The sequence below is a fragment of the Muriicola sp. SD30 genome, from assembly GCF_041205185.1.
GTDB lineage: Bacteria > Bacteroidota > Bacteroidia > Flavobacteriales > Flavobacteriaceae > Muriicola.
This window is the reverse complement of the sequence record NZ_JBGEWB010000003.1, coordinates 652335-670293: the sequence shown is the minus strand read 5'-3', so window position 1 is coordinate 670293 and position 17959 is coordinate 652335. Positions and strand designations below refer to the sequence as shown.

General features: G+C 42.7%; 18 protein-coding genes. 11 read left to right on the top strand and 7 right to left on the bottom strand.

Going from position 1 to position 17959, the window contains the following annotated elements; all coding sequences use genetic code 11:
- Positions 1–4 precede the first annotated feature (4 nt).
- Positions 5–889 carry a hypothetical protein gene (locus AB8P51_RS12125; protein ID WP_369749089.1) on the top strand — a complete coding sequence of 295 codons (885 nt, stop codon included), beginning with the start codon at positions 5–7 and terminating at the stop codon, positions 887–889.
- Here AB8P51_RS12125 and AB8P51_RS12120 read toward each other — a convergent pair.
- Positions 886–2163, bottom strand: a complete 1278-nt coding sequence (locus AB8P51_RS12120) for a replication-associated recombination protein A (protein WP_369749087.1) — start codon at positions 2161–2163, stop codon at positions 886–888. The two genes, AB8P51_RS12125 and AB8P51_RS12120, sit on opposite strands and share 4 nt — an antisense overlap.
- A 93-nt stretch (positions 2164–2256) precedes the next feature.
- On the opposite strand from AB8P51_RS12120, the gene AB8P51_RS12115 reads away from it, so the two are divergent.
- A complete protein-coding gene (locus tag AB8P51_RS12115; RefSeq protein WP_369749086.1) occupies positions 2257–3000 on the top strand; it encodes a rhomboid family intramembrane serine protease in 744 nt (247 codons plus the stop codon).
- Here AB8P51_RS12115 and rlmB read toward each other — a convergent pair.
- The 6 genes from rlmB to AB8P51_RS12085 form a co-directional block, all read right to left on the bottom strand.
- The gene (gene rlmB, locus AB8P51_RS12110; protein ID WP_369749085.1) at positions 2997–3734 is read right to left on the bottom strand and encodes a 23S rRNA (guanosine(2251)-2'-O)-methyltransferase RlmB; all 738 of its coding nucleotides are present in this window, start codon (positions 3732–3734) and stop codon (positions 2997–2999) included. The two genes, AB8P51_RS12115 and rlmB, sit on opposite strands and share 4 nt — an antisense overlap.
- Before the next feature lie 72 nt (positions 3735–3806).
- On the bottom strand, positions 3807–4577 hold the full coding sequence (locus AB8P51_RS12105) for a hypothetical protein (RefSeq protein ID WP_369749084.1): 771 nt from the start codon (positions 4575–4577) through the stop codon (positions 3807–3809).
- Positions 4574–5329, bottom strand: a complete 756-nt coding sequence (locus AB8P51_RS12100) for a hypothetical protein (RefSeq protein WP_369749083.1) — start codon at positions 5327–5329, stop codon at positions 4574–4576. Before AB8P51_RS12100 ends, AB8P51_RS12105 begins: the two co-directional genes overlap by 4 nt.
- A gap of 184 nt (positions 5330–5513) precedes the next feature.
- Positions 5514–6383 (bottom strand): hypothetical protein, encoded by an 870-nt coding sequence (locus tag AB8P51_RS12095; RefSeq protein WP_369749082.1) that lies wholly within the window; start codon positions 6381–6383, stop codon positions 5514–5516.
- A gap of 17 nt (positions 6384–6400) precedes the next feature.
- The gene (locus AB8P51_RS12090) at positions 6401–8053 is read right to left on the bottom strand and encodes a SusD/RagB family nutrient-binding outer membrane lipoprotein (protein ID WP_369749081.1); all 1653 of its coding nucleotides are present in this window, start codon (positions 8051–8053) and stop codon (positions 6401–6403) included.
- Positions 8054–8071: 18 nt separating this feature from the next.
- A complete protein-coding gene (locus AB8P51_RS12085) occupies positions 8072–11308 on the bottom strand; it encodes a SusC/RagA family TonB-linked outer membrane protein (protein WP_369749080.1) in 3237 nt (1078 codons plus the stop codon).
- A gap of 498 nt (positions 11309–11806) precedes the next feature.
- Between AB8P51_RS12085 and rpsL the strand changes: the two genes are divergently transcribed.
- The 9 genes from rpsL to rpsS all read left to right on the top strand — a co-directional run bounded on the left by rpsL (position 11807) and on the right by rpsS (position 17956).
- Positions 11807–12181 (top strand): 30S ribosomal protein S12, encoded by a 375-nt coding sequence (gene rpsL / locus AB8P51_RS12080; RefSeq protein WP_013305196.1) that lies wholly within the window; start codon positions 11807–11809, stop codon positions 12179–12181.
- A gap of 22 nt (positions 12182–12203) precedes the next feature.
- On the top strand, positions 12204–12680 hold the full coding sequence (rpsG, locus tag AB8P51_RS12075) for a 30S ribosomal protein S7 (protein ID WP_369749079.1): 477 nt from the start codon (positions 12204–12206) through the stop codon (positions 12678–12680).
- Positions 12681–12688: 8 nt separating this feature from the next.
- Positions 12689–14815, top strand: a complete 2127-nt coding sequence (gene fusA, locus AB8P51_RS12070) for an elongation factor G (protein ID WP_369749078.1) — start codon at positions 12689–12691, stop codon at positions 14813–14815.
- 10 nt (positions 14816–14825) lie between these two features.
- A complete protein-coding gene (gene rpsJ, locus AB8P51_RS12065) occupies positions 14826–15131 on the top strand; it encodes a 30S ribosomal protein S10 (protein WP_008613600.1) in 306 nt (101 codons plus the stop codon).
- Between the two features lie 155 nt (positions 15132–15286).
- Positions 15287–15904, top strand: a complete 618-nt coding sequence (gene rplC / locus AB8P51_RS12060) for a 50S ribosomal protein L3 (RefSeq protein WP_369749077.1) — start codon at positions 15287–15289, stop codon at positions 15902–15904.
- A complete protein-coding gene (rplD, locus tag AB8P51_RS12055) occupies positions 15904–16533 on the top strand; it encodes a 50S ribosomal protein L4 (protein WP_369749075.1) in 630 nt (209 codons plus the stop codon). Before rplC ends, rplD begins: the two co-directional genes overlap by 1 nt.
- A gap of 6 nt (positions 16534–16539) precedes the next feature.
- Complete coding sequence (gene rplW, locus AB8P51_RS12050; protein WP_369749074.1) at positions 16540–16830, top strand: 50S ribosomal protein L23; 291 nt, start codon at positions 16540–16542, stop codon at positions 16828–16830.
- Positions 16831–16839: 9 nt separating this feature from the next.
- Positions 16840–17664, top strand: coding sequence for a 50S ribosomal protein L2 (gene rplB, locus AB8P51_RS12045; protein WP_369749073.1), 825 nt, complete (start codon positions 16840–16842; stop codon positions 17662–17664).
- A gap of 13 nt (positions 17665–17677) precedes the next feature.
- A complete protein-coding gene (gene rpsS, locus AB8P51_RS12040; RefSeq protein WP_369749072.1) occupies positions 17678–17956 on the top strand; it encodes a 30S ribosomal protein S19 in 279 nt (92 codons plus the stop codon).
- Positions 17957–17959 lie beyond the last annotated feature (3 nt).

Below are 17959 nucleotides of genomic sequence, written 5' to 3'. Positions count from 1 at the left end.
ATACATGAAAATTTACAGTACCGTTTTGCTTCTCTTCCTGGGGACCTTTTGCTTTGCGCAGTCTGTCATCAATAACTACAAATACGTCATTGTACCAAAACAATTCGAGAAATTTCGAAGTGAAAATCAGTATAAAACAAGTACTATGGTTAAGTTTTACCTTTCAAAACAAGGTATTAATACTTTTTACGATGATGCTTTACCTCTGGAATTAGACTCCAATCGTTGTCTGGCGCTCTATACAAAACTGGATGATCAATCGAACCTATTCTCCACTAAAGTAGCTATTGTATTTGAAGACTGTAAAGGGGAAGAGCAGTACCGTACCCAAATGGGTAGCAGTAAAACAAAAGAATATGTAAAAGCGTATCGGGAAGCCATATCTGAGGCCTTTAATTCCTTGAGTAATTTTCAATACACCTATGCCAAAGCTGAGGATAATACTCCGGTTATTCTGAATTTCAAGGACGATGTAAAAAAATTACCAGCACCGCCACCACCACCGCCGGCAGTAGAACCCGAACCTGAAGTGGTCGAAGACACAACTGAATCCACACAGGAGCCGCAGGATAAAGAAAAGTCGGACTTACTCCCGATGCCTGAGGAGCAAACGGAGGCAATTACATTGCAGGACGCCGTTGCTGAGGTTGCTGAAAATGAACCAGTCTTTTTAGGGACACTTTACGCGCAGAAAACCGAAACGGGTTTTCAATTGGTTGATACAACACCTAGTATACAGTTCTATTTAAAAGAGACATCCCTGTCCAATGTATTCGTGGCGGAAAGGAAAGGGCAGACCGGCTTGTTGTTCCTGAAAGATGATATTTGGATATTTGAATTTTATCAGGGAGCAGATCGTATCCAGGAAGAATTGCAGATAAAGTTCTAATACTGGTACTTATCTTTCCATCTCTGCTTCAGATAGTCCTTGATTGCCTTTTCACGTGAGTTGTCACCGGGGGAGTAAAAAACGGAACCTGTGATAGCATCAGGCAGGAATTCTGCATCCACAAAGTTTTCCTGGTAATCGTGTGCGTATTTGTACTCTTTCCCATAGCCGAGATCTTTCATGAGTCGGGTAGGAGCATTCCGCAAGTCGACAGGGACCGAGAGATCACCGTGTTGCCTTACGGCCTCCTGAGCTTTTTTTATGGCGGTATAACTCGAATTGCTCTTGGGGCTTGTCGCCAGATAAATAGCGCATTCACTCAACAGGATTCTTGCCTCGGGATAACCTATGGTTGTAACGGCCTGGAAAGTATTATTAGCGATAACCAGGGCAGTGGGATTTGCAAGGCCGATATCTTCAGAAGCTGAAATCAGCAATCGCCGGGCGATAAACTTTACGTCTTCGCCTCCCTCTATCATTCTTGCCAGCCAGTATACAGCTGCCTGTGGATCACTTCCCCGGATTGATTTTATAAATGCAGAAATAATGTCGTAATGCTGCTCTCCGGTTTTATCGTATAAAACGGTGTTCTTCTGTACTTTTTTCATCACCATATCATTGGTAATGGTAATTTTTGTATCTGGCTCTGAAGAGACAACCAGTTCAAAAATATTCAGGAGTTTTCTTCCGTCACCGCCAGATAGTCTTAAGAGGGCTTCAGTTTCTTTTAGCTCAATTTTTTTCTCCTTAAGGATACGATCTTCATCTATAGCCCTTTTCAATAAAATTTCGAGATCTTCTTTTCCAAAAGGGTTTAGTACGTATACCTGACATCGCGACAGCAAAGCGGGAATAACCTCAAAACTTGGGTTTTCAGTGGTTGCTCCTATGAGGGTTATCCAGCCTTTTTCAACGGCACCCAGCAAAGAATCCTGTTGGGATTTGCTAAACCGGTGAATCTCATCAATGAAGAGGATGGGGTTTTTAGTAGTAAAGAGGTTGCCTCTTTCCTTCGCTTTGTCAATGACTTCCCTGATATCCTTTACCCCGCTGTTGATCGCGCTCAAAGTGTAAAAGGGTCTTTTACTCTCATTGGCGATGATCTGTGCCAGGGTGGTTTTTCCGGTACCGGGCGGACCCCAGAGTACGAGAGAAGGAATTGTTCCCTTCCTGATCTGATGGGTAAGAGATCCCTGCTCACCTACCAGATGGTGCTGACTAATATAGTCTTCCAGAGTCTTGGGTCTTACGCGTTCTGCCAGGGGTTCATTCATGACCTTAAAAGTACATTTTTTCTACGGATGACAAGAGGGCAGGAATTGGCAAAATGGTTCGAAATTTGTACTATTAGGGGAAAGATAACCCGATTGAAAGAGGAAACACATTTCAGGTATTCTAATGGGGTACTGCTGGTGCCTATGATTGCGGTCCTGCTGATCTGGACAGTTTTCTGGCTGGAACTGCAATTCAACACTAACTGGAATGAATTTGGAATCTACCCCAGAACTGTGACCGGACTCCGGGGGATTATATTTAGTCCTTTGTTGCATTCATCTGTTGAACATCTGTACAACAATACCCTGCCATTGGCTATTTTACTGGCCACACTCCTGTATTTCTACCGTAATATTTCCTTTAGATTTCTTCTGTGGGGATTGATTGCCACGGGAATTATCATCTGGGCGATTGGCCGCCCTGCTTACCATATTGGGGCGAGCGGACTTATTTATCTTCTGGCGAGTTTTATTTTCTTTAAAGGGATCTTCACAAAACATTACCGTTTGGTAGCTGTTTCTCTTGTTGTTTCCTTTATATATGGAAGTATGCTCTGGTATATATTCCCAATTAAGGAGGAGATTTCCTGGGAAGGGCACCTGGGCGGTTTTCTCGTGGGATTACTGATGGCTATCTTTTTAAAAGTGAGTGTGCCTCCTCCCGTGAAGTACGCCTGGGAAAAGGAGGATTACAATGAAGAGGAGGACGAATTTCTAAAGCATTTCGATGAAGACGGTAATTTTATAGAAAATCTATCGAAGGAAGAGGAAGAGAATCTCAAAATAACTTATCACTATAAAAAAGCCAGTAAGGATCCTGATGGTAAAAATGATTAGCTCATACGTTGCCTGACCACTTCAAATAAAAATATCCCGCAGGCGACCGAAACATTCAATGAACCAATTTCTCCCATCAAGGGAAGTTTAGCTGTATGATCAGATTCTTTGAGAATGGAAGGTGAAATCCCAGTGTCTTCAGCACCCATGATCACCGCAACAGCACCTTTTAGATCCAGGGTGTATAATAAATTATTTGTTTTTTCAGTTGCAGCTACGACCGTCACCCCCGATGCCTTTAGATAAAAGACAGCGTCTTTTATATGGTCTGTTTTGGCAATGGGAATTTTAAAAACAGCCCCTGCTGAAGTTTTTACGGTATCTCCGGTGATTGGGGCAGCGCCTTTTTTAAGCATAATTATTCCATCTACACCAGAACATTCTGCAGTTCTGATAATTGCCCCCAGGTTGCGCACGTCTGAAATACCATCGAGCAAAAGGAAGAGCGGATCTTTTTTCTCCGCCAGGACCTGGTCGATTAAAGATTCCATGGACTGGAAGGAAATAGGGGAGATTGTAGCCACCACCCCCTGGTGGTTATTCTGACTTAATTTATTGATCTTTTCCAAAGGCACGAAAGAAGCTGGAATACCCTCTTTGCGTACGAGATTTTCCAATTCCCTTGAAAGATGGCCTTTCAGGCCTTTCTGAATATATACCTTGTCAATAGGTTCTTTAGACTCTATAGCCTCCATGACGGCTCTAATACCGTAAATCTGGGTGTTTTTAGACATAAGGCAAAGGTAGTGAACAATTGTACTGAAAAATGTCTGAAATCGGCTTAAAATAAGCCATAAAACAAGAGCTTACAACTCCGCTTCGTCCAAATGGGAAATGGCCCTTATCAATTGTGCTTCTTCAGAGAGGTCGATCTTATTTACTTTCAAATAAGCCTTCATCTTTTCAGCTGAGTTAGCATCGAGCTGTTTGAGGAATTTATTTTTCTTTTGGCTGATTTCCCGGATCTCTCCGTCGTTTTTTTGTAGTAAGTAAGAACTAAAGGTTGTGAATTTGCTGGGAGTAGGATTTACCATTGAATTGGCAGCCGGTTTGGCCTCGGTATATTTCGACTCGAGATGTTTGTAGAGTTTAAAAGAGCTGCCGTTGTACAAACGGATAAGGTAGCCTTCCTTATTCATCGCTTTATCGTTTATAAAAGAAAGGTAAAAATATTCCTTGTCCCTTGTATTAGATACTAGAACAACGTTGAGATCCCTGATCAATGCCTGGTGTTTTTCTTCCTGAAGGTGAGTTCTTTTAAGTTCGATTTCATTGGAAAAAATATTATACCTGTAATAGAATTCTCCCAGGTCTTCATCCTTATACCAAACATGCCCTTTTTTAAAATCAATTGTTTCATAGGGTGTTCCCACTTCGGCTCCAACATAGTGAGTTACCTTCCCGTCATCGTCACGAACAAGTTGGAATAGTTTCTGCATTGAAGGGGTCCATCTTTGGTGGAAGTTGGCAAATGGATCATTCTCCACCCCTGCCATTTGAGGTGCGGCCTGGTCAACCAGCTGGCCGCTCAGTACAAAGAATGATAATAGAGCAGTGGGAAGGATTAGATGTTTCATGAGGAAGTGTCTATTGAATTGATATACTCAAAGGTACGAATCAGATCAGTTTCTTCGCTCAGATCAATTTTTTCTTCTTTTATAAATGAATTTACCTGGTCCTTGATTTCTTTGTCGAGTATTTTCAGCAGTGCACCTTTTTTCTGAGTGAGCTGATCAATCCGTTCAACCCCGGCTTTTTTGTAGTAGTATTCTACAAAATGGGCATATCTGCTGGGTATGGCCATTACCATGGAGTTGGCAGCAGCTTTCCCTTCGCTGTACTTCACCGCAAGGCGGTGATAAAGAGTATATGAATCACCGGCTGAGATAATGGAAAGGTATCCGTTTTTGGTTTCATTTTTTTTAGTGATATAAGTTGTAAACCTCAATTCACGGTTGCCGTATTTCACTCTGAGATCCTGATTGGCTAACAGACGTTTGGGATTTTCTTCCTCAAGCGCTGTTTCCTTTATTTCAATCTCACTGTTTAATGCGTTGTATCGGACAAAGAAATCGCCCACAAATTCCTCCCCAAAATACACTTTACTTTTAATGAAGTTTTCTGTGAGGTAAGGAGAACCTAGTATTTCCTCGCCTCCTTTAGCCTTCTCATTTACACGCAGGTTCATCATCACGAGGTTGAGCATAGGATTTCCTCCCTGGGCGGAATTAAATAGTCCTGCCTCTCCTGTTGGGGCAGCGCCGGTTACCTGAGAATAGCCTGTAAAGGATAATATGGATACCAAAACTACCAGGAATTTATATTTCATAATTGATAAGTAATAATTTCTATATATAAGAAGTATTCCGTGAGTTTACCATAAACAGCTTTGGAAATACATTCATTTTTAAAATTTTCCAAATGTAATAAAAAGAGTTTGGGAAATTCCCGACTAAGAATTAAAAAAGGCCATCTTGTTGGGATGGCCTTTTCTGATTTATTGAATAATCCTTCTATGGACATATACTTAAACTACCCGTAAAGTCGCCAATAAACGGACTAGGTCCATCTTCAAAGGCAATCTTGCCGTTTGGAGCGTACAATTGGTAAGTAACTTCCGAATCCCAGTCTCCTGAAACATATTCAAAAGTTACAGTAGTTGCTGTGTCAGGAATTGTAAATACCTCCGAGTTAGAGGCTCCCTGTGCAGCAGAGATGGTATAATCTGTAGCTACACCATCAACAGTAACTCTGACAGAAGCACCGTTCCACCCGTCACCAAAAGAATCCTGCATATCCAGGGTATAATCACCAGGAACAGGACCTACTGGGATACATGCTACAATAACATCGTACTTATAAGGAGAACTGAAATAAGATCCCCCAAGTACGTTTTGATTACCATTTACATTTGTCCAGGTTGAACCATCTGTAAGGTTTACTACAAATCGGTAGCTGAACACATCTCCTCCTGAATAATCTGTACCAACTCCTAAAAGGCTGGCCGACTCTGCAAGAGTAGTTGAGAATGTAAGTTCTGGAAGTCCCCGTGAACTAGTGGAGAAGTCGCTGACATCATAAGTGGCAATCAAAATCTCGGCTTTACTGTTGTCATTAGGATCTTCCTGGTTATCTGTAAATGAAGCATACAGATCAACTGAGGCTAACAAGTCTCCAAATTCGGCATCCTGCTCTTCAACGGTAACTGTAAAAACAGATTCCGGCACAAAGGCATTAAATGGATTACCTTCCTGAGCTCTTGTTCTCAAAACCGCACCTACGGTGTAGTTTTCAAGAACCTGGTCCACTACTTTGTCATCCGTTTCACAGGAGACAAAGAAGACTGTGGACAACGCTAAAAGAAATACACTAACTTTTTTCATCGTAATTTTTTTTTAAATTAATTAGCAACTGGGAATGTTGGTGATGAAGGATTTGTATCCCAAAACACCTGTTCTGTAACACCTGATTTCTGCGCTAAGGAAGAATTGGTGTTTGCAGCATTCGCCGGATAGAAGAAGCTTCGGATAAATGCTCCTGGGTTTGGCTCCAGATTTGGCTCCAAATTAGTAGGATATCCAGTTCTTCTATAAAAATTATACGCATCGTGACCGTTCCCTTTCAGGGCAACAAAGAATTGTTCGGCCATGATATTCCATTTACCTTCATCATCTGCCGCATCAAAGGCAGCATCGACGGAAGCGATAAAATCTGAAACGTCTGTTGCAGATGGCTCAAAGGAAAGATCTGCAGTGGCATCCAGGGAAGCAAAGGTCTGTACTTTCGTAATAGACTTGTCTATCCCGGCAAGGATAAAAGGTTTCCCGGCGGCCGGACTTCCATTCATTGCAACTTCAGCTCTCCAGAAATCAACAGTTGAGGCAAGGATAACGGGAGTAATACCTGCTCCGCCACCACCAGTACCTAAACTGGTTTCTCCAAAACTGTTATCGTCAAACTGACCTCCTTGTGGATAAACTCCAACGGCAGTTCTCAATAACCCATCTGGTGGAATACCAGAATCATTCCCGTGATTTCTACCCCAGTATCCGTTGTCTAAAGTACAGAATGGGAACCCACCTGCAGTATATTGAGCAGGAGGTGATTGAAGAGAGCAATCTAATGTTTCTTCATTCGGTGCAACAGGATCACCATCGATATCGTTAGATCCCGGAGTACCTTCGTTTTGGCGATAATAATAGTATCTGATCCTTGGATCATCAGATGTATCCATTAGGTTCATCATCCAGATAGAAGCGTAATCACCACCACCTGTTACAGTGTAGTTTTGAGCATAATTAGGATGTCTTGTATCAGGCTGTACCTGGTTAGACCCCCACTGGAACTGCCAGTCATCATCTGTTGAGGAGATAAAATTTCCACCGGAGATAATGCTGTTAAAAGCTGAAGTATTTCCAAGATTAAGGTGTAACCTCAATTTCAGTGTGTTTGCAGCTTTTACCCATGCATCCCAGTCTCCGTCATAATAGAAATCAATAGCCGGATCAGCTAAAGCGTTAGCGTTGAAATTAGCTATCGCCTGATCTGTAAGTGCCAGAGCAGCTGTATAGATGTCTGCACCACTATCTGGGCCCGGATTTAGATTATCGGCTCCGCCTATGGCTTCTGTATAAGGAACATCTCCAAAATAATCTACAAGCAGGGTCATCGTATATGCCTCGATCAATTGAGCAATGGCTATGTGATGTGTAAGACCAGCTTCTTCCGCGATTGGCGTAAGATCTCTGGCGTTCTTGATAACTTCCTGGTAAGCATCTTCCCAGTTGGCGTCAAAGCCAGATGGAGAATACGCATTCTGGTAGTTTCTGCTACCCATCCATTCGATACGAGTTACCTCAGCACCTGTTTCACCCAGGGACTCTACCACTCGGGCAAACTTTACCTGAACTTCATTTAGATAGAAGTCAGGATCAGCCTGAGCAGGTGTCAGCGCATTGGGGTTTTCGGTAAGGTCCAGATTGGAGGTTTCGCATCCTGTGAAAAGGACTCCACCCAACAGACCAATACTTAAATATTTAAATATGTTTTTCATGATCAATTTTTATTTTAATTAAAATGAAGCTTTAACACTGAATCCGTATCTTCTTGAACTAGGTCCATTAAGATAATCAAATCCTCTACCATTTCCAATACCGATACCGGCTACGTTGGGATCAAAATTTGTTCCCTTGGGAATGTTAATGGCTTCGTACCACATGTTGAATCCTGAAACAGTAAAGCTCAAGGAACCAAATGGTGTTTTATCCAGGAACTTAGCAGGCACACTATAGCCTAAAGAAACTTCCTGTAACCTCACAGTTGATGCGTCAAAGACTCCTAATTCATCAGGTCCGAATAAAACGTTGTTGAAGTAGAACGTTGAGTTGTTGATCTGAACATCGTTAGGTGTTCCGTCACCCTTCACACCTGGAAGGATAAAGGTATTTAAACGATCTACAACGTCTGTGGTCAATCCCCTTCCGATTAATACGGATGCGGTTCTTGAATAAATATCTCCTCCATGTGTATAGTTGAACAAGAAATTAAAATTGAAGTTCTTGTAACTAAAGCTGTTACCAACGTTTAGTACCCAGTCTGGGTTAGGATCTCCGATTTCAAACAATCCTTCTTCTTCGATATAGTCACCAGCGGCATTTACCACAAAATTATCATTGTCATCCCTTTGGATACGGGTACCTACCATTATTCCTAATGGATCTCCAACCCTTGCAGCATTACCTAAGTTGGTAAACCCTGCATATACAACGATATCAGTATCAAGACCTAGGTCGGTTACCTCTGATTCGTTAAAGAACCAGTTTGAATTCAGGCTCCAGTTTAAGCCTCCCGGCTCACTAGATCTGAAGATATCCAGGGTAGCGTCAACTTCCGTTCCCCATGACTTGATCTCACCCACGTTTGTTTGTGTAGTTGTATAACCAGTCGATGGGTCAAGTGGACGGTCGATAATAAGATCCTCTGTGATCCTTGAATAATAAGAAGCATCTAATGTAAGTCTGCTGTCAAAAAGTCTGGCTTCAATACCAAATTCTAATTCCTGCAGAAGTTCAGGCTTCAGGTTAGGATTACCCAACAAGTTAGCACTTACGTTGGTAACGGTATTATTTCCGTCTCCATCCTGGAAGTTCTGTGTATCGAGGATCAGCGTGGAAGCTACCGGATACCCTGTTGGGAAGTTAGCCGATGTTCCATAACCTGCTCTAAGCTTCATGTAGTTAACTCCGTTAGGACTTTGCAATCCTGGGATAAACTTGGTAGGAATAAGCGAAATACTAGCACTGGGATAGAAGATCGCTCTGTTGTCCTGGGCAAGGTTAGATACCCAGTCATTCCTTCCTGCAAGCGTAAGATAGACCATACGATCGTAGTCGAAGTCTAACTGTCCGTAAACCCCTGCAATGTTTCTTTCTTGTAGAAACTGGATGGGTTCGAACAGGGAGAAGTTGAAATGTCTCAGTACTCCGAATACCTGCTGCCCTGAAGAAGCTACACCATTCTGATCGAATTTCTCGCTTCTTGTAGTAGCACCAGCGTTAAAGCTGAACCCAACTTTCTCTGAGATCTCGTACTGACCTGTAAGGATCAGGTTGTGATCAAAAAGGGTGTTAGTGTTGTTCCAGGTCTGGAGGATACCACTCTGTGTAGCAACGCTACCTCCGATACCACCTTTATTCTGAGACGTAATATTATTTTCACTGTAGACATCCAAACCAAAACGGTAAGTCAGGTTAAGGTTGTCATTGATATCATAAACAAGGGCCATGTTTCCGAAAACCCTTTTGGTATCCTGCTCAGTCTTGGAGTTTTTAACGGTCCAAAGCGGATGCTGGATACTGTTGTTCTGACGATAGTATACACTGGAACCGTCAACAGGGCTCTCAAAAGGTAGTCCCTGAATGTCCACACTCCTTGGCGTATAGAATACGTTGGCGAAGACTGAAGAACCTGTACCGAAAACACTGTTACCTGTACTTGCAGCAACCGGTGGCGACTGGAAGTTAGTATTTGCAAAGTTCAGTGTACCTGAAGCAGTGATCTTATTGGAAAGCACTGCTCTACCACCAAGACCTACTGTATATCTTCTCAGGTTGTTACCTGGTGTAAATCCTTGATCGTCCAGGTGACCGAAGTTCATGTTGTAACTCATGCTTCCGTCATCGGAAGAACCGTTTACGTTTACAGAGTTTGTCTGAACAACTCCTTGCTTAAAGAATTTCTCTACACTGTCATAAGGTCTCCAAGGGTATCTGGCTCCCTGAAATTCCGGGAATGCAGCCTGGATAGCTGAAGTAGAAGTAGAGTATGGGTGAGCAAGAGTTCCTGCATCATCGATAGCTGACTGAGTTCCCCAGCCTGCTACTCCGTCTCTGTCGAAACTTGGTCCCCAGTTACTGAAGAACCAACCGAAAGCCTGGTCGAATCCGTTACCGAATTCATCCTGGTAATCAGGAAGGGAAGCAATCTCGTTAATAAAGATCGAGCTGCTCACTGTTACTTCGTTTTTCTTGGCCTGTCCTGTTCCGGCAGCACCGTTCTTGGTAGTAATAAGGATTACCCCGTTACGTCCGGCAGTACCGTAAAGTGTGGCAGCAGCCAAACCTTTTAATACGTTTACACTCTCTATGTTGTTGGGATCCAAATCCAGGAACCTACTGGAACCGTTGTTTCCATCAACGAAGCTGTTACCTTGTCCGTTTTGTGTTTGTCCGTTAGTACCACTGTCAAAAGGTACCCCGTCAACGATAAACAATGGCTGGTTACTACCACTAAAGGTACTGAGACCCCTGATGATAATACTGGTACCAGATCCGGAAAGACCACTCTGGGCCTGAATATTAACCCCGGATGCCTTACCTGTTAAGATACGACCAACATCACCCTCGGCACGTTGCTCAAGCAGTTCATCGCCTACTTCAGAAACCGCATACCCCAGGGCTTGCTTCTCTTTCTTAATACCCTGAGCAGTTACTACTACCTCTTCCAGTGCCTGAGCATCTTCCTGCATCTGCACATTGATAGTGTTGCTCGCTCCAATAGTAACCCGTACATCTCTTTGACCGATGTAACTGAAAAGAAGTGTCTGACCTGCACTACCTCTAATAGAGTAATTTCCGTCGAAATCGGTTTGAGTACCTGAGGTACTTCCTTCAACGACGATGTTTACTCCTGGAAGCGGAAGTCCGTCCTGGTCCGTCACGGTACCGGAGACCGTCTTCTCCTGCGCAAAAGTCAAATGCACAACAAACGCCAATAAAAGCGTCAAGATTCCATTTAAATTTGTTCTCATTTTAAAATTATTTGAATTAGCTAAGTGCGAAAATCACAATTCTATGTTAATAATCCAAACTTATTTTAATAAAACTTTAAGAGAATAATAGGGGTCTCCTGATTTTGAGAACAGTAAAAAGGGCAAATAAGAATTGGTTTTGTTAAAAAATTAATAAATCGAATCCGAATTCATGAGTTGAATTAGAAATGAATATTTAAGGATGTCTGATATTGTGCAGTTCGCAAATCCACTCTAAAAGGCTTAAAGATATTTTTATCGGGAATTATGTTCTAAAACTGTAAAAAATTTTTAAAATGAATTTCCTATATATATTTAGGTATAAACTATGGTGTAAATCAGTTTGGTTTTCAAAGGCAAAGACGACTCTGATTCTCAAAGTATTATGCGTGAAAAAAAAATCCTGCAAAATTAAGCCACAGGCATTTGAATTATAATGAATAATTACTACATTTGCCAGCCCTTAAAAGAGGGTAGATTTATACATTATATAATAGTATGCCAACAATTTCACAATTAGTACGAAAAGGAAGGGCCACAATTACCAAGAAGAGTAAATCGGCTGCTTTGGATTCGTGTCCCCAGCGAAGGGGTGTTTGTACGCGTGTTTATACCACTACACCGAAGAAGCCTAACTCGGCTATGAGAAAAGTAGCCAGGGTGAGGTTAACCAACGGAAAGGAAGTAAACGCATACATCCCCGGAGAAGGACACAATTTACAGGAGCATTCGATAGTATTGGTTAGAGGCGGAAGGGTGAAGGATTTGCCAGGAGTTAGATATCACATAGTGAGAGGAGCTCTGGATACTGCAGGTGTAGCCGGCAGGACACAGAGACGTTCTAAGTACGGTGCCAAAAGACCCAAAAAGTAAGCAACACTTTTAAGAAGAAGCAATGAGAAAAAGACAGGCAAAGAAAAGACCACTATTACCAGATCCAAGATTTAATGATCAGCTGGTAACCCGTTTCGTCAATATGATGATGTGGGATGGAAAGAAATCAGTGGCCTTTAAGGTGTTTTACGACGCGATTGATATCGTGGAAGAAAAAAAGACTGACGAAGAGAAATCAGGTCTCGAATTATGGAAAGACGCACTTTCCAATGTGATGCCTCACGTAGAGGTACGAAGCAGAAGAGTTGGAGGGGCTACTTTCCAGATCCCAATGCAGATCAGGCCGGATCGTAAAATATCAACTGCGATGAAATGGTTAATCAGCTTTTCCAGAAAAAGAAATGAAAAGTCGATGGCTCAGAAGCTGGCAGCGGAAATCCTGGCAGCATCAAAAGAAGAGGGCGCGGCAGTGAAAAAGCGAGTTGATACTCATAAGATGGCAGAAGCCAATAAAGCATTTTCTCACTTTAGATTCTAATACGCAAGATGGCTAGAGATTTAAAATTTACAAGAAATATAGGTATTGCCGCTCATATTGATGCCGGTAAAACCACAACCACAGAACGAATCCTTTTTTATACTGGCGTAAGCCACAAGATTGGAGAAGTTCACGATGGGGCTGCTACCATGGACTGGATGGAGCAGGAGCAGGAGCGAGGAATCACTATTACTTCCGCCGCTACAACCTGTACCTGGAATTTCCCAATGAAAAACGGTCAGCTTACTGATGAGTCAAAGCCTTATCACTTTAACATCATCGATACTCCCGGCCACGTTGACTTTACCGTTGAGGTGAACCGATCTTTGAGGGTTCTCGATGGTCTGGTATTCCTTTTTAGTGCTGTTGACGGAGTTGAGCCTCAGTCTGAGACTAACTGGCGTCTGGCAGATAACTACAAGGTGCCGAGAATGGGATTTGTCAATAAAATGGACAGGCAGGGTGCCAACTTCCTTAATGTGTGCAAGCAGGTAAAGGATATGTTGAAATCCAACGCTGTGCCAATCGTACTTCCTATTGGAGATGAAGCTGATTTTAGAGGGGTAGTTGACCTGGTTAAAAACCGGGCAATTGTTTGGAATGAGGAAGATCTCGGTGCAACGTTTGATGTGATCGATATCCCTTCTGAAATGGAAGCTGAGGTGAAGGAATACAGAGCGGCGCTTATTGAGGCTGTAGCTGAGTACGATGAAACCCTGATGGAGAAGTTCTTCGAAGACGAAGATTCCATCACAGAAGATGAGGTACATGCTGCCCTGAGAGCTGCGGTTATGGATATGAGTATCATTCCAATGATCTGTGGTTCTTCCTTTAAGAATAAAGGAGTACAATTTTTACTGGATGCCGTATGCCGATACCTTCCTTCTCCTATGGATAAGGAAGCGATTGTAGGAGTAAATCCCGATACAGGTGCTGAGATCTCCAGGAAACCGGATATCAAAGAACCTTTTGCTGCACTTGCTTTTAAGATTGCAACAGATCCTTTTGTGGGTCGACTGGCATTCTTCAGAGCGTATTCAGGAAAACTAGATGCTGGATCCTATGTTTTAAACAACAGATCTGGAAATAAAGAACGTATTTCGCGTATCTACCAAATGCACTCTAACAAGCAAAACGCAGTGGATTCTATTGCTGCCGGTGATATTGGAGCTGCTGTTGGATTTAAAGATATTAAGACTGGGGATACCCTTTCTGATGAAAAACACCCTATTGTCCTTGAAAGTATGAACTTCCCCGATCCTGTAATAGGGATTGCCGTGGAGCCAAAAACCAAGGCTGATGTAGATAAATTAGGGATGGCCCTTGCCAAACTGGCGGAAGAAGATCCTACATTCCAGGTAAAAACCGATGAGGCTTCAGGCCAAACGATTATTTCAGGAATGGGAGAGCTTCACCTTGATATCATCACCGATCGTCTCCGAAGAGAGTTTAAGGTTGATGTCAATCAGGGACAACCTCAGGTTGAATACAAGGAAGCAATCACAAGACCTGCCGATCACAGAGAGGTTTATAAGAAACAAACAGGAGGTAGAGGTAAATTCGCAGATATCGTATTTACTATGGAGCCTTCTACGGAAGAAAAACCGGGACTCGAATTTGTCAATGTGATCAAGGGGGGTAATATTCCTAAAGAATACATTCCTTCTGTTGAGAAAGGATTCAGGGAGGCGATGAAAAACGGTCCTTTGGCCGGTTTTGAAATGGATAGTATGAGGATCGTCTTAAAGGATGGATCTTTCCACCCGGTGGATTCGGATTCTCTTTCTTTTGAACTGGCTGCCAAGCTAGGGTACAAAGAGGCTGCCAAAGCCGCCCGTGCCGTCTTGATGGAGCCGATAATGAAGTTAGAGGTGCTTACGCCGGAAGAGAACATGGGTGATATAGTAGGTGACCTTAACAGACGAAGAGGACAGGTAAACAATATGGACGACAGAGCCGGAGCCAAAGTGATCAAAGCAGAGGTGCCGCTTTCGGAAATGTTTGGATATGTTACTGCACTGAGGACATTATCTTCAGGTAGGGCAACAAGTACAATGGAGTTTTCGCACTATGCCGAAACACCTACAAATATTGCAGAAGAGGTGATAAAAGCAACCAAAGGGGTAACCGCTTAATTCTTAGGAGATGAGTCAGAAAATCAGAATAAAGTTAAAATCATACGATTACAACCTGGTAGATAAGTCTGCCGAGAAGATTGTTAAAACCGTAAAAACTACCGGAGCTGTGGTAACAGGACCTATCCCGTTGCCTACCCACAAAAAGATTTTTACAGTTTTACGTTCACCCCATGTAAATAAGAAGTCGAGAGAGCAATTTCAATTAAGCTCTTACAAGCGATTACTTGATATATACAGTTCTTCTTCCAAAACCATCGACGCGCTCATGAAATTGGAGCTGCCAAGTGGGGTGGAAGTTGAGATTAAAGTGTGATAAAAGTATCGGAAGGCAGGATGCTTTCCGCGACATGTCCGGAGCGATTTGCAAAGGAAAAACGGTAACAAAAATACATTCGGGGTCGAATTATTTTTGGCCCTGTTTTTTTGTCAGATAATTTAGAATAGTAAAAACAATTAATAATAAATAGTATGTCTGGGTTAATAGGAAAAAAAGTAGGCATGACCAGCATCTTTGACGACAATGGAAAGAATGTTCCATGTACGGTCATTGAGGCAGGACCATGTGTGATTACCCAAGTCAGAACCGAAGAGGTAGACGGGTATAATGCCCTTCAGCTCGGTTTCGATGACAAGGCAGAAAAACGTGCTAAAAAGTCCGAAAAGGGACATTTTAAAAAGGCAGGTGCTTCTCCTAAGAAAAAAGTCGTCGAGTTCCGTGATTTTGAAGGAGAGTACAAATTGGGAGATACCCTTGGGGTAGATCTGTTTGTGGAAGGGGAGTTTGTAGATGTAACTGCAACTTCAAAAGGTAAAGGTTTTCAGGGGGTTGTAAAAAGACATGGTTTTGCCGGTGTCGGACAGGCTACCCACGGGCAGCACAACCGTTTAAGGGCTCCTGGATCTATCGGTGCAGCATCATATCCCGCCAGAGTATTCAAGGGAATGAAAATGGCCGGAAGAATGGGCGGAGAACGGGTAACTGTTCAAAACCTGCGCGTCTTGAAAATTGTACCGGAAAAAAACCTGATCGTTTTGAAAGGGTGTGTACCCGGTCATAAGAACGCATATTTAACGATTGAGAAATAATGAAAGTAGCAGTCTTAGATATCAACGGAAAAGAAACAGGGAGAAAGGCAGACCTTTCTGATGCTGTTTTTAAGATAGAGCCTAATACACATGCCATTTATCTGGATGTAAAACAATACAGGGCTCACCAGAGACAAGGTACTCACAAGGCCAAAGAAAGGGCTGAAATTGTGGGGAGTACCCGTAAGATTAAAAAGCAAAAGGGAACCGGAACCGCAAGGGCAGGTAGCATCAAGTCGCCAATCTTTCGCGGTGGGGGTAGAATTTTTGGGCCAAGGCCTAAGGATTATAGCCTTAAGCTCAATAAGAACCTGAAGCGTCTGGCCCGTAAATCGGCGCTGAGTATCAAGAATCAGGAAAAGGCGATTATGGTAGTTGAGGACTTTAATTTCGAGAGTCCAAAGACCAAGGATTTTCTACAGGTTCTCAAAGGTCTCGGATTGGAAAATAAAAAGTCCCTCTTTGTCTTGGGCGATTCAAATAATAACGTATATTTGTCGTCGCGCAATTTGGAAGGTTCTGAGGTTGTAACTAACTCAGAATTAAGCACTTACAAAATATTAAATGCAAATAATATTGTGCTTTTAGAAGGGTCGCTGGAAGGTATAGAGGCCAACTTAAATAAATAGGAAATCATGAGTGTGTTAATAAAACCAATCATAACGGAAAAGATGACAGCCGATAGTGAGTTACACAACCGCTATGGTTTCATTGTAAATCCCGGAGCCAACAAATTGCAGATTAAGGATGCGGTTGAAGGAACATACGGGGTATCCGTAAAGAAGGTAAGAACCATGAATTATGGTCCAACCCGCAAGACCAAGTACACCAAAACAGGGGTACAACAAGGGAAGACAAAGGCTTATAAAAAGGCAATTGTTGATGTTGCGGAAGGTGATGTCATTGATTTTTACAGTAATCTATAAAGACACCAAATGTCAGTTAGAAAATTAAAACCGATCACTCCAGGACAGCGATTTAAAGTAGTAAACGGATTTGACGCGCTTACTGCTGATAAGCCGGAGAAAAGCTTGCTTGCTCCGTTAAAAAAGTCCGGAGGTAGAAACAGTCATGGAAAGATGACCATACGCCATAGAGGTGGAGGTCACAAAAGAAGGTATCGTTTAGTCGATTTCAAAAGAGTGAAGCACGGTGTTAATGCCGAGGTGAAATCGATTCAGTACGATCCAAACAGAACCGCCTTTATTGCTCTTATTGAGTATAAGGATGGGGAGAAGAGTTATATAGTAGCACAGAATGGTTTACAGATAGGCCAGAAGGTCACATCGGGAGCCGGTTCTGCACCTGAGATTGGAAATGCGTTGCCTTTGAATGAAATTCCTTTGGGAACAATCATTTCCTGTATTGAATTACGCCCCGGGCAGGGAGCAGTGATGGCGAGAAGTGCCGGAACTTTTGCTCAGCTTATGGCGAAAGAGGGTAAATACGTAACTATTAAATTGCCATCCGGGGAAACCAGAATGGTACTGGGAAATTGCTTAGCCACCGTAGGTGCTGTTTCCAATTCGGATCATCAGCTGATCGTTTCCGGTAAAGCGGGAAGAAGTCGCTGGTTAGGTAGACGACCAAGGACAAGACCGGTAGCTATGAACCCTGTAGACCACCCAATGGGAGGTGGAGAAGGAAGAGCTTCCGGAGGACATCCAAGATCGAAAAATGGTATTCCTGCAAAAGGTTACAGGACTCGTTCCAGAACCAAGGATACCAACAGATATATAATAGAACGTAGAAAGAAATAAAAAGTAGAAAGAAATGGCACGTTCACTAAAAAAAGGACCCTACGTTCATTTGAGCCTGGAGAAAAAGGTAAGACAGAATGTAGATTCGAATAAAAAGACCGTCATCAAAACATGGTCCAGAGCTTCCATGATCACACCAGATTTTGTAGGCCAGACCATCGCAGTACATAATGGGAAGCAGTTTGTTCCTGTTTATGTTACCGAGAATATGGTAGGACATAAATTGGGTGAATTTTCGCCCACTAGATCTTTCCGCGGTCATGCCGGAGCGAAAAATAAAGGTAAAAAGTAAGCT

Excerpts from the sequence above, each read along its gene's own strand:
- AB8P51_RS12125 (WP_369749089.1), top strand. The coding sequence starts at position 5 with ATGAAAATTTACAGTACCGTTTTGCTTCTCTTCCTGGGGACCTTTTGC.
- AB8P51_RS12120 (WP_369749087.1), bottom strand. The coding sequence starts at position 2,163 with ATGAATGAACCCCTGGCAGAACGCGTAAGACCCAAGACTCTGGAAGAC.
- rlmB (WP_369749085.1), bottom strand. The coding sequence starts at position 3,734 with ATGTCTAAAAACACCCAGATTTACGGTATTAGAGCCGTCATGGAGGCT.
- AB8P51_RS12105 (WP_369749084.1), bottom strand. The coding sequence starts at position 4,577 with ATGAAACATCTAATCCTTCCCACTGCTCTATTATCATTCTTTGTACTG.
- AB8P51_RS12100 (WP_369749083.1), bottom strand. The coding sequence starts at position 5,329 with ATGAAATATAAATTCCTGGTAGTTTTGGTATCCATATTATCCTTTACA.
- AB8P51_RS12095 (WP_369749082.1), bottom strand. The coding sequence starts at position 6,383 with ATGAAAAAAGTTAGTGTATTTCTTTTAGCGTTGTCCACAGTCTTCTTT.
- AB8P51_RS12090 (WP_369749081.1), bottom strand. The coding sequence starts at position 8,053 with ATGAAAAACATATTTAAATATTTAAGTATTGGTCTGTTGGGTGGAGTC.
- AB8P51_RS12085 (WP_369749080.1), bottom strand. The coding sequence starts at position 11,308 with ATGAGAACAAATTTAAATGGAATCTTGACGCTTTTATTGGCGTTTGTT.
- rpsL (WP_013305196.1), top strand. The coding sequence starts at position 11,807 with ATGCCAACAATTTCACAATTAGTACGAAAAGGAAGGGCCACAATTACC.
- rpsG (WP_369749079.1), top strand. The coding sequence starts at position 12,204 with ATGAGAAAAAGACAGGCAAAGAAAAGACCACTATTACCAGATCCAAGA.
- fusA (WP_369749078.1), top strand. The coding sequence starts at position 12,689 with ATGGCTAGAGATTTAAAATTTACAAGAAATATAGGTATTGCCGCTCAT.
- rpsJ (WP_008613600.1), top strand. The coding sequence starts at position 14,826 with ATGAGTCAGAAAATCAGAATAAAGTTAAAATCATACGATTACAACCTG.
- rplC (WP_369749077.1), top strand. The coding sequence starts at position 15,287 with ATGTCTGGGTTAATAGGAAAAAAAGTAGGCATGACCAGCATCTTTGAC.
- rplD (WP_369749075.1), top strand. The coding sequence starts at position 15,904 with ATGAAAGTAGCAGTCTTAGATATCAACGGAAAAGAAACAGGGAGAAAG.
- rplW (WP_369749074.1), top strand. The coding sequence starts at position 16,540 with ATGAGTGTGTTAATAAAACCAATCATAACGGAAAAGATGACAGCCGAT.
- rplB (WP_369749073.1), top strand. The coding sequence starts at position 16,840 with ATGTCAGTTAGAAAATTAAAACCGATCACTCCAGGACAGCGATTTAAA.
- rpsS (WP_369749072.1), top strand. The coding sequence starts at position 17,678 with ATGGCACGTTCACTAAAAAAAGGACCCTACGTTCATTTGAGCCTGGAG.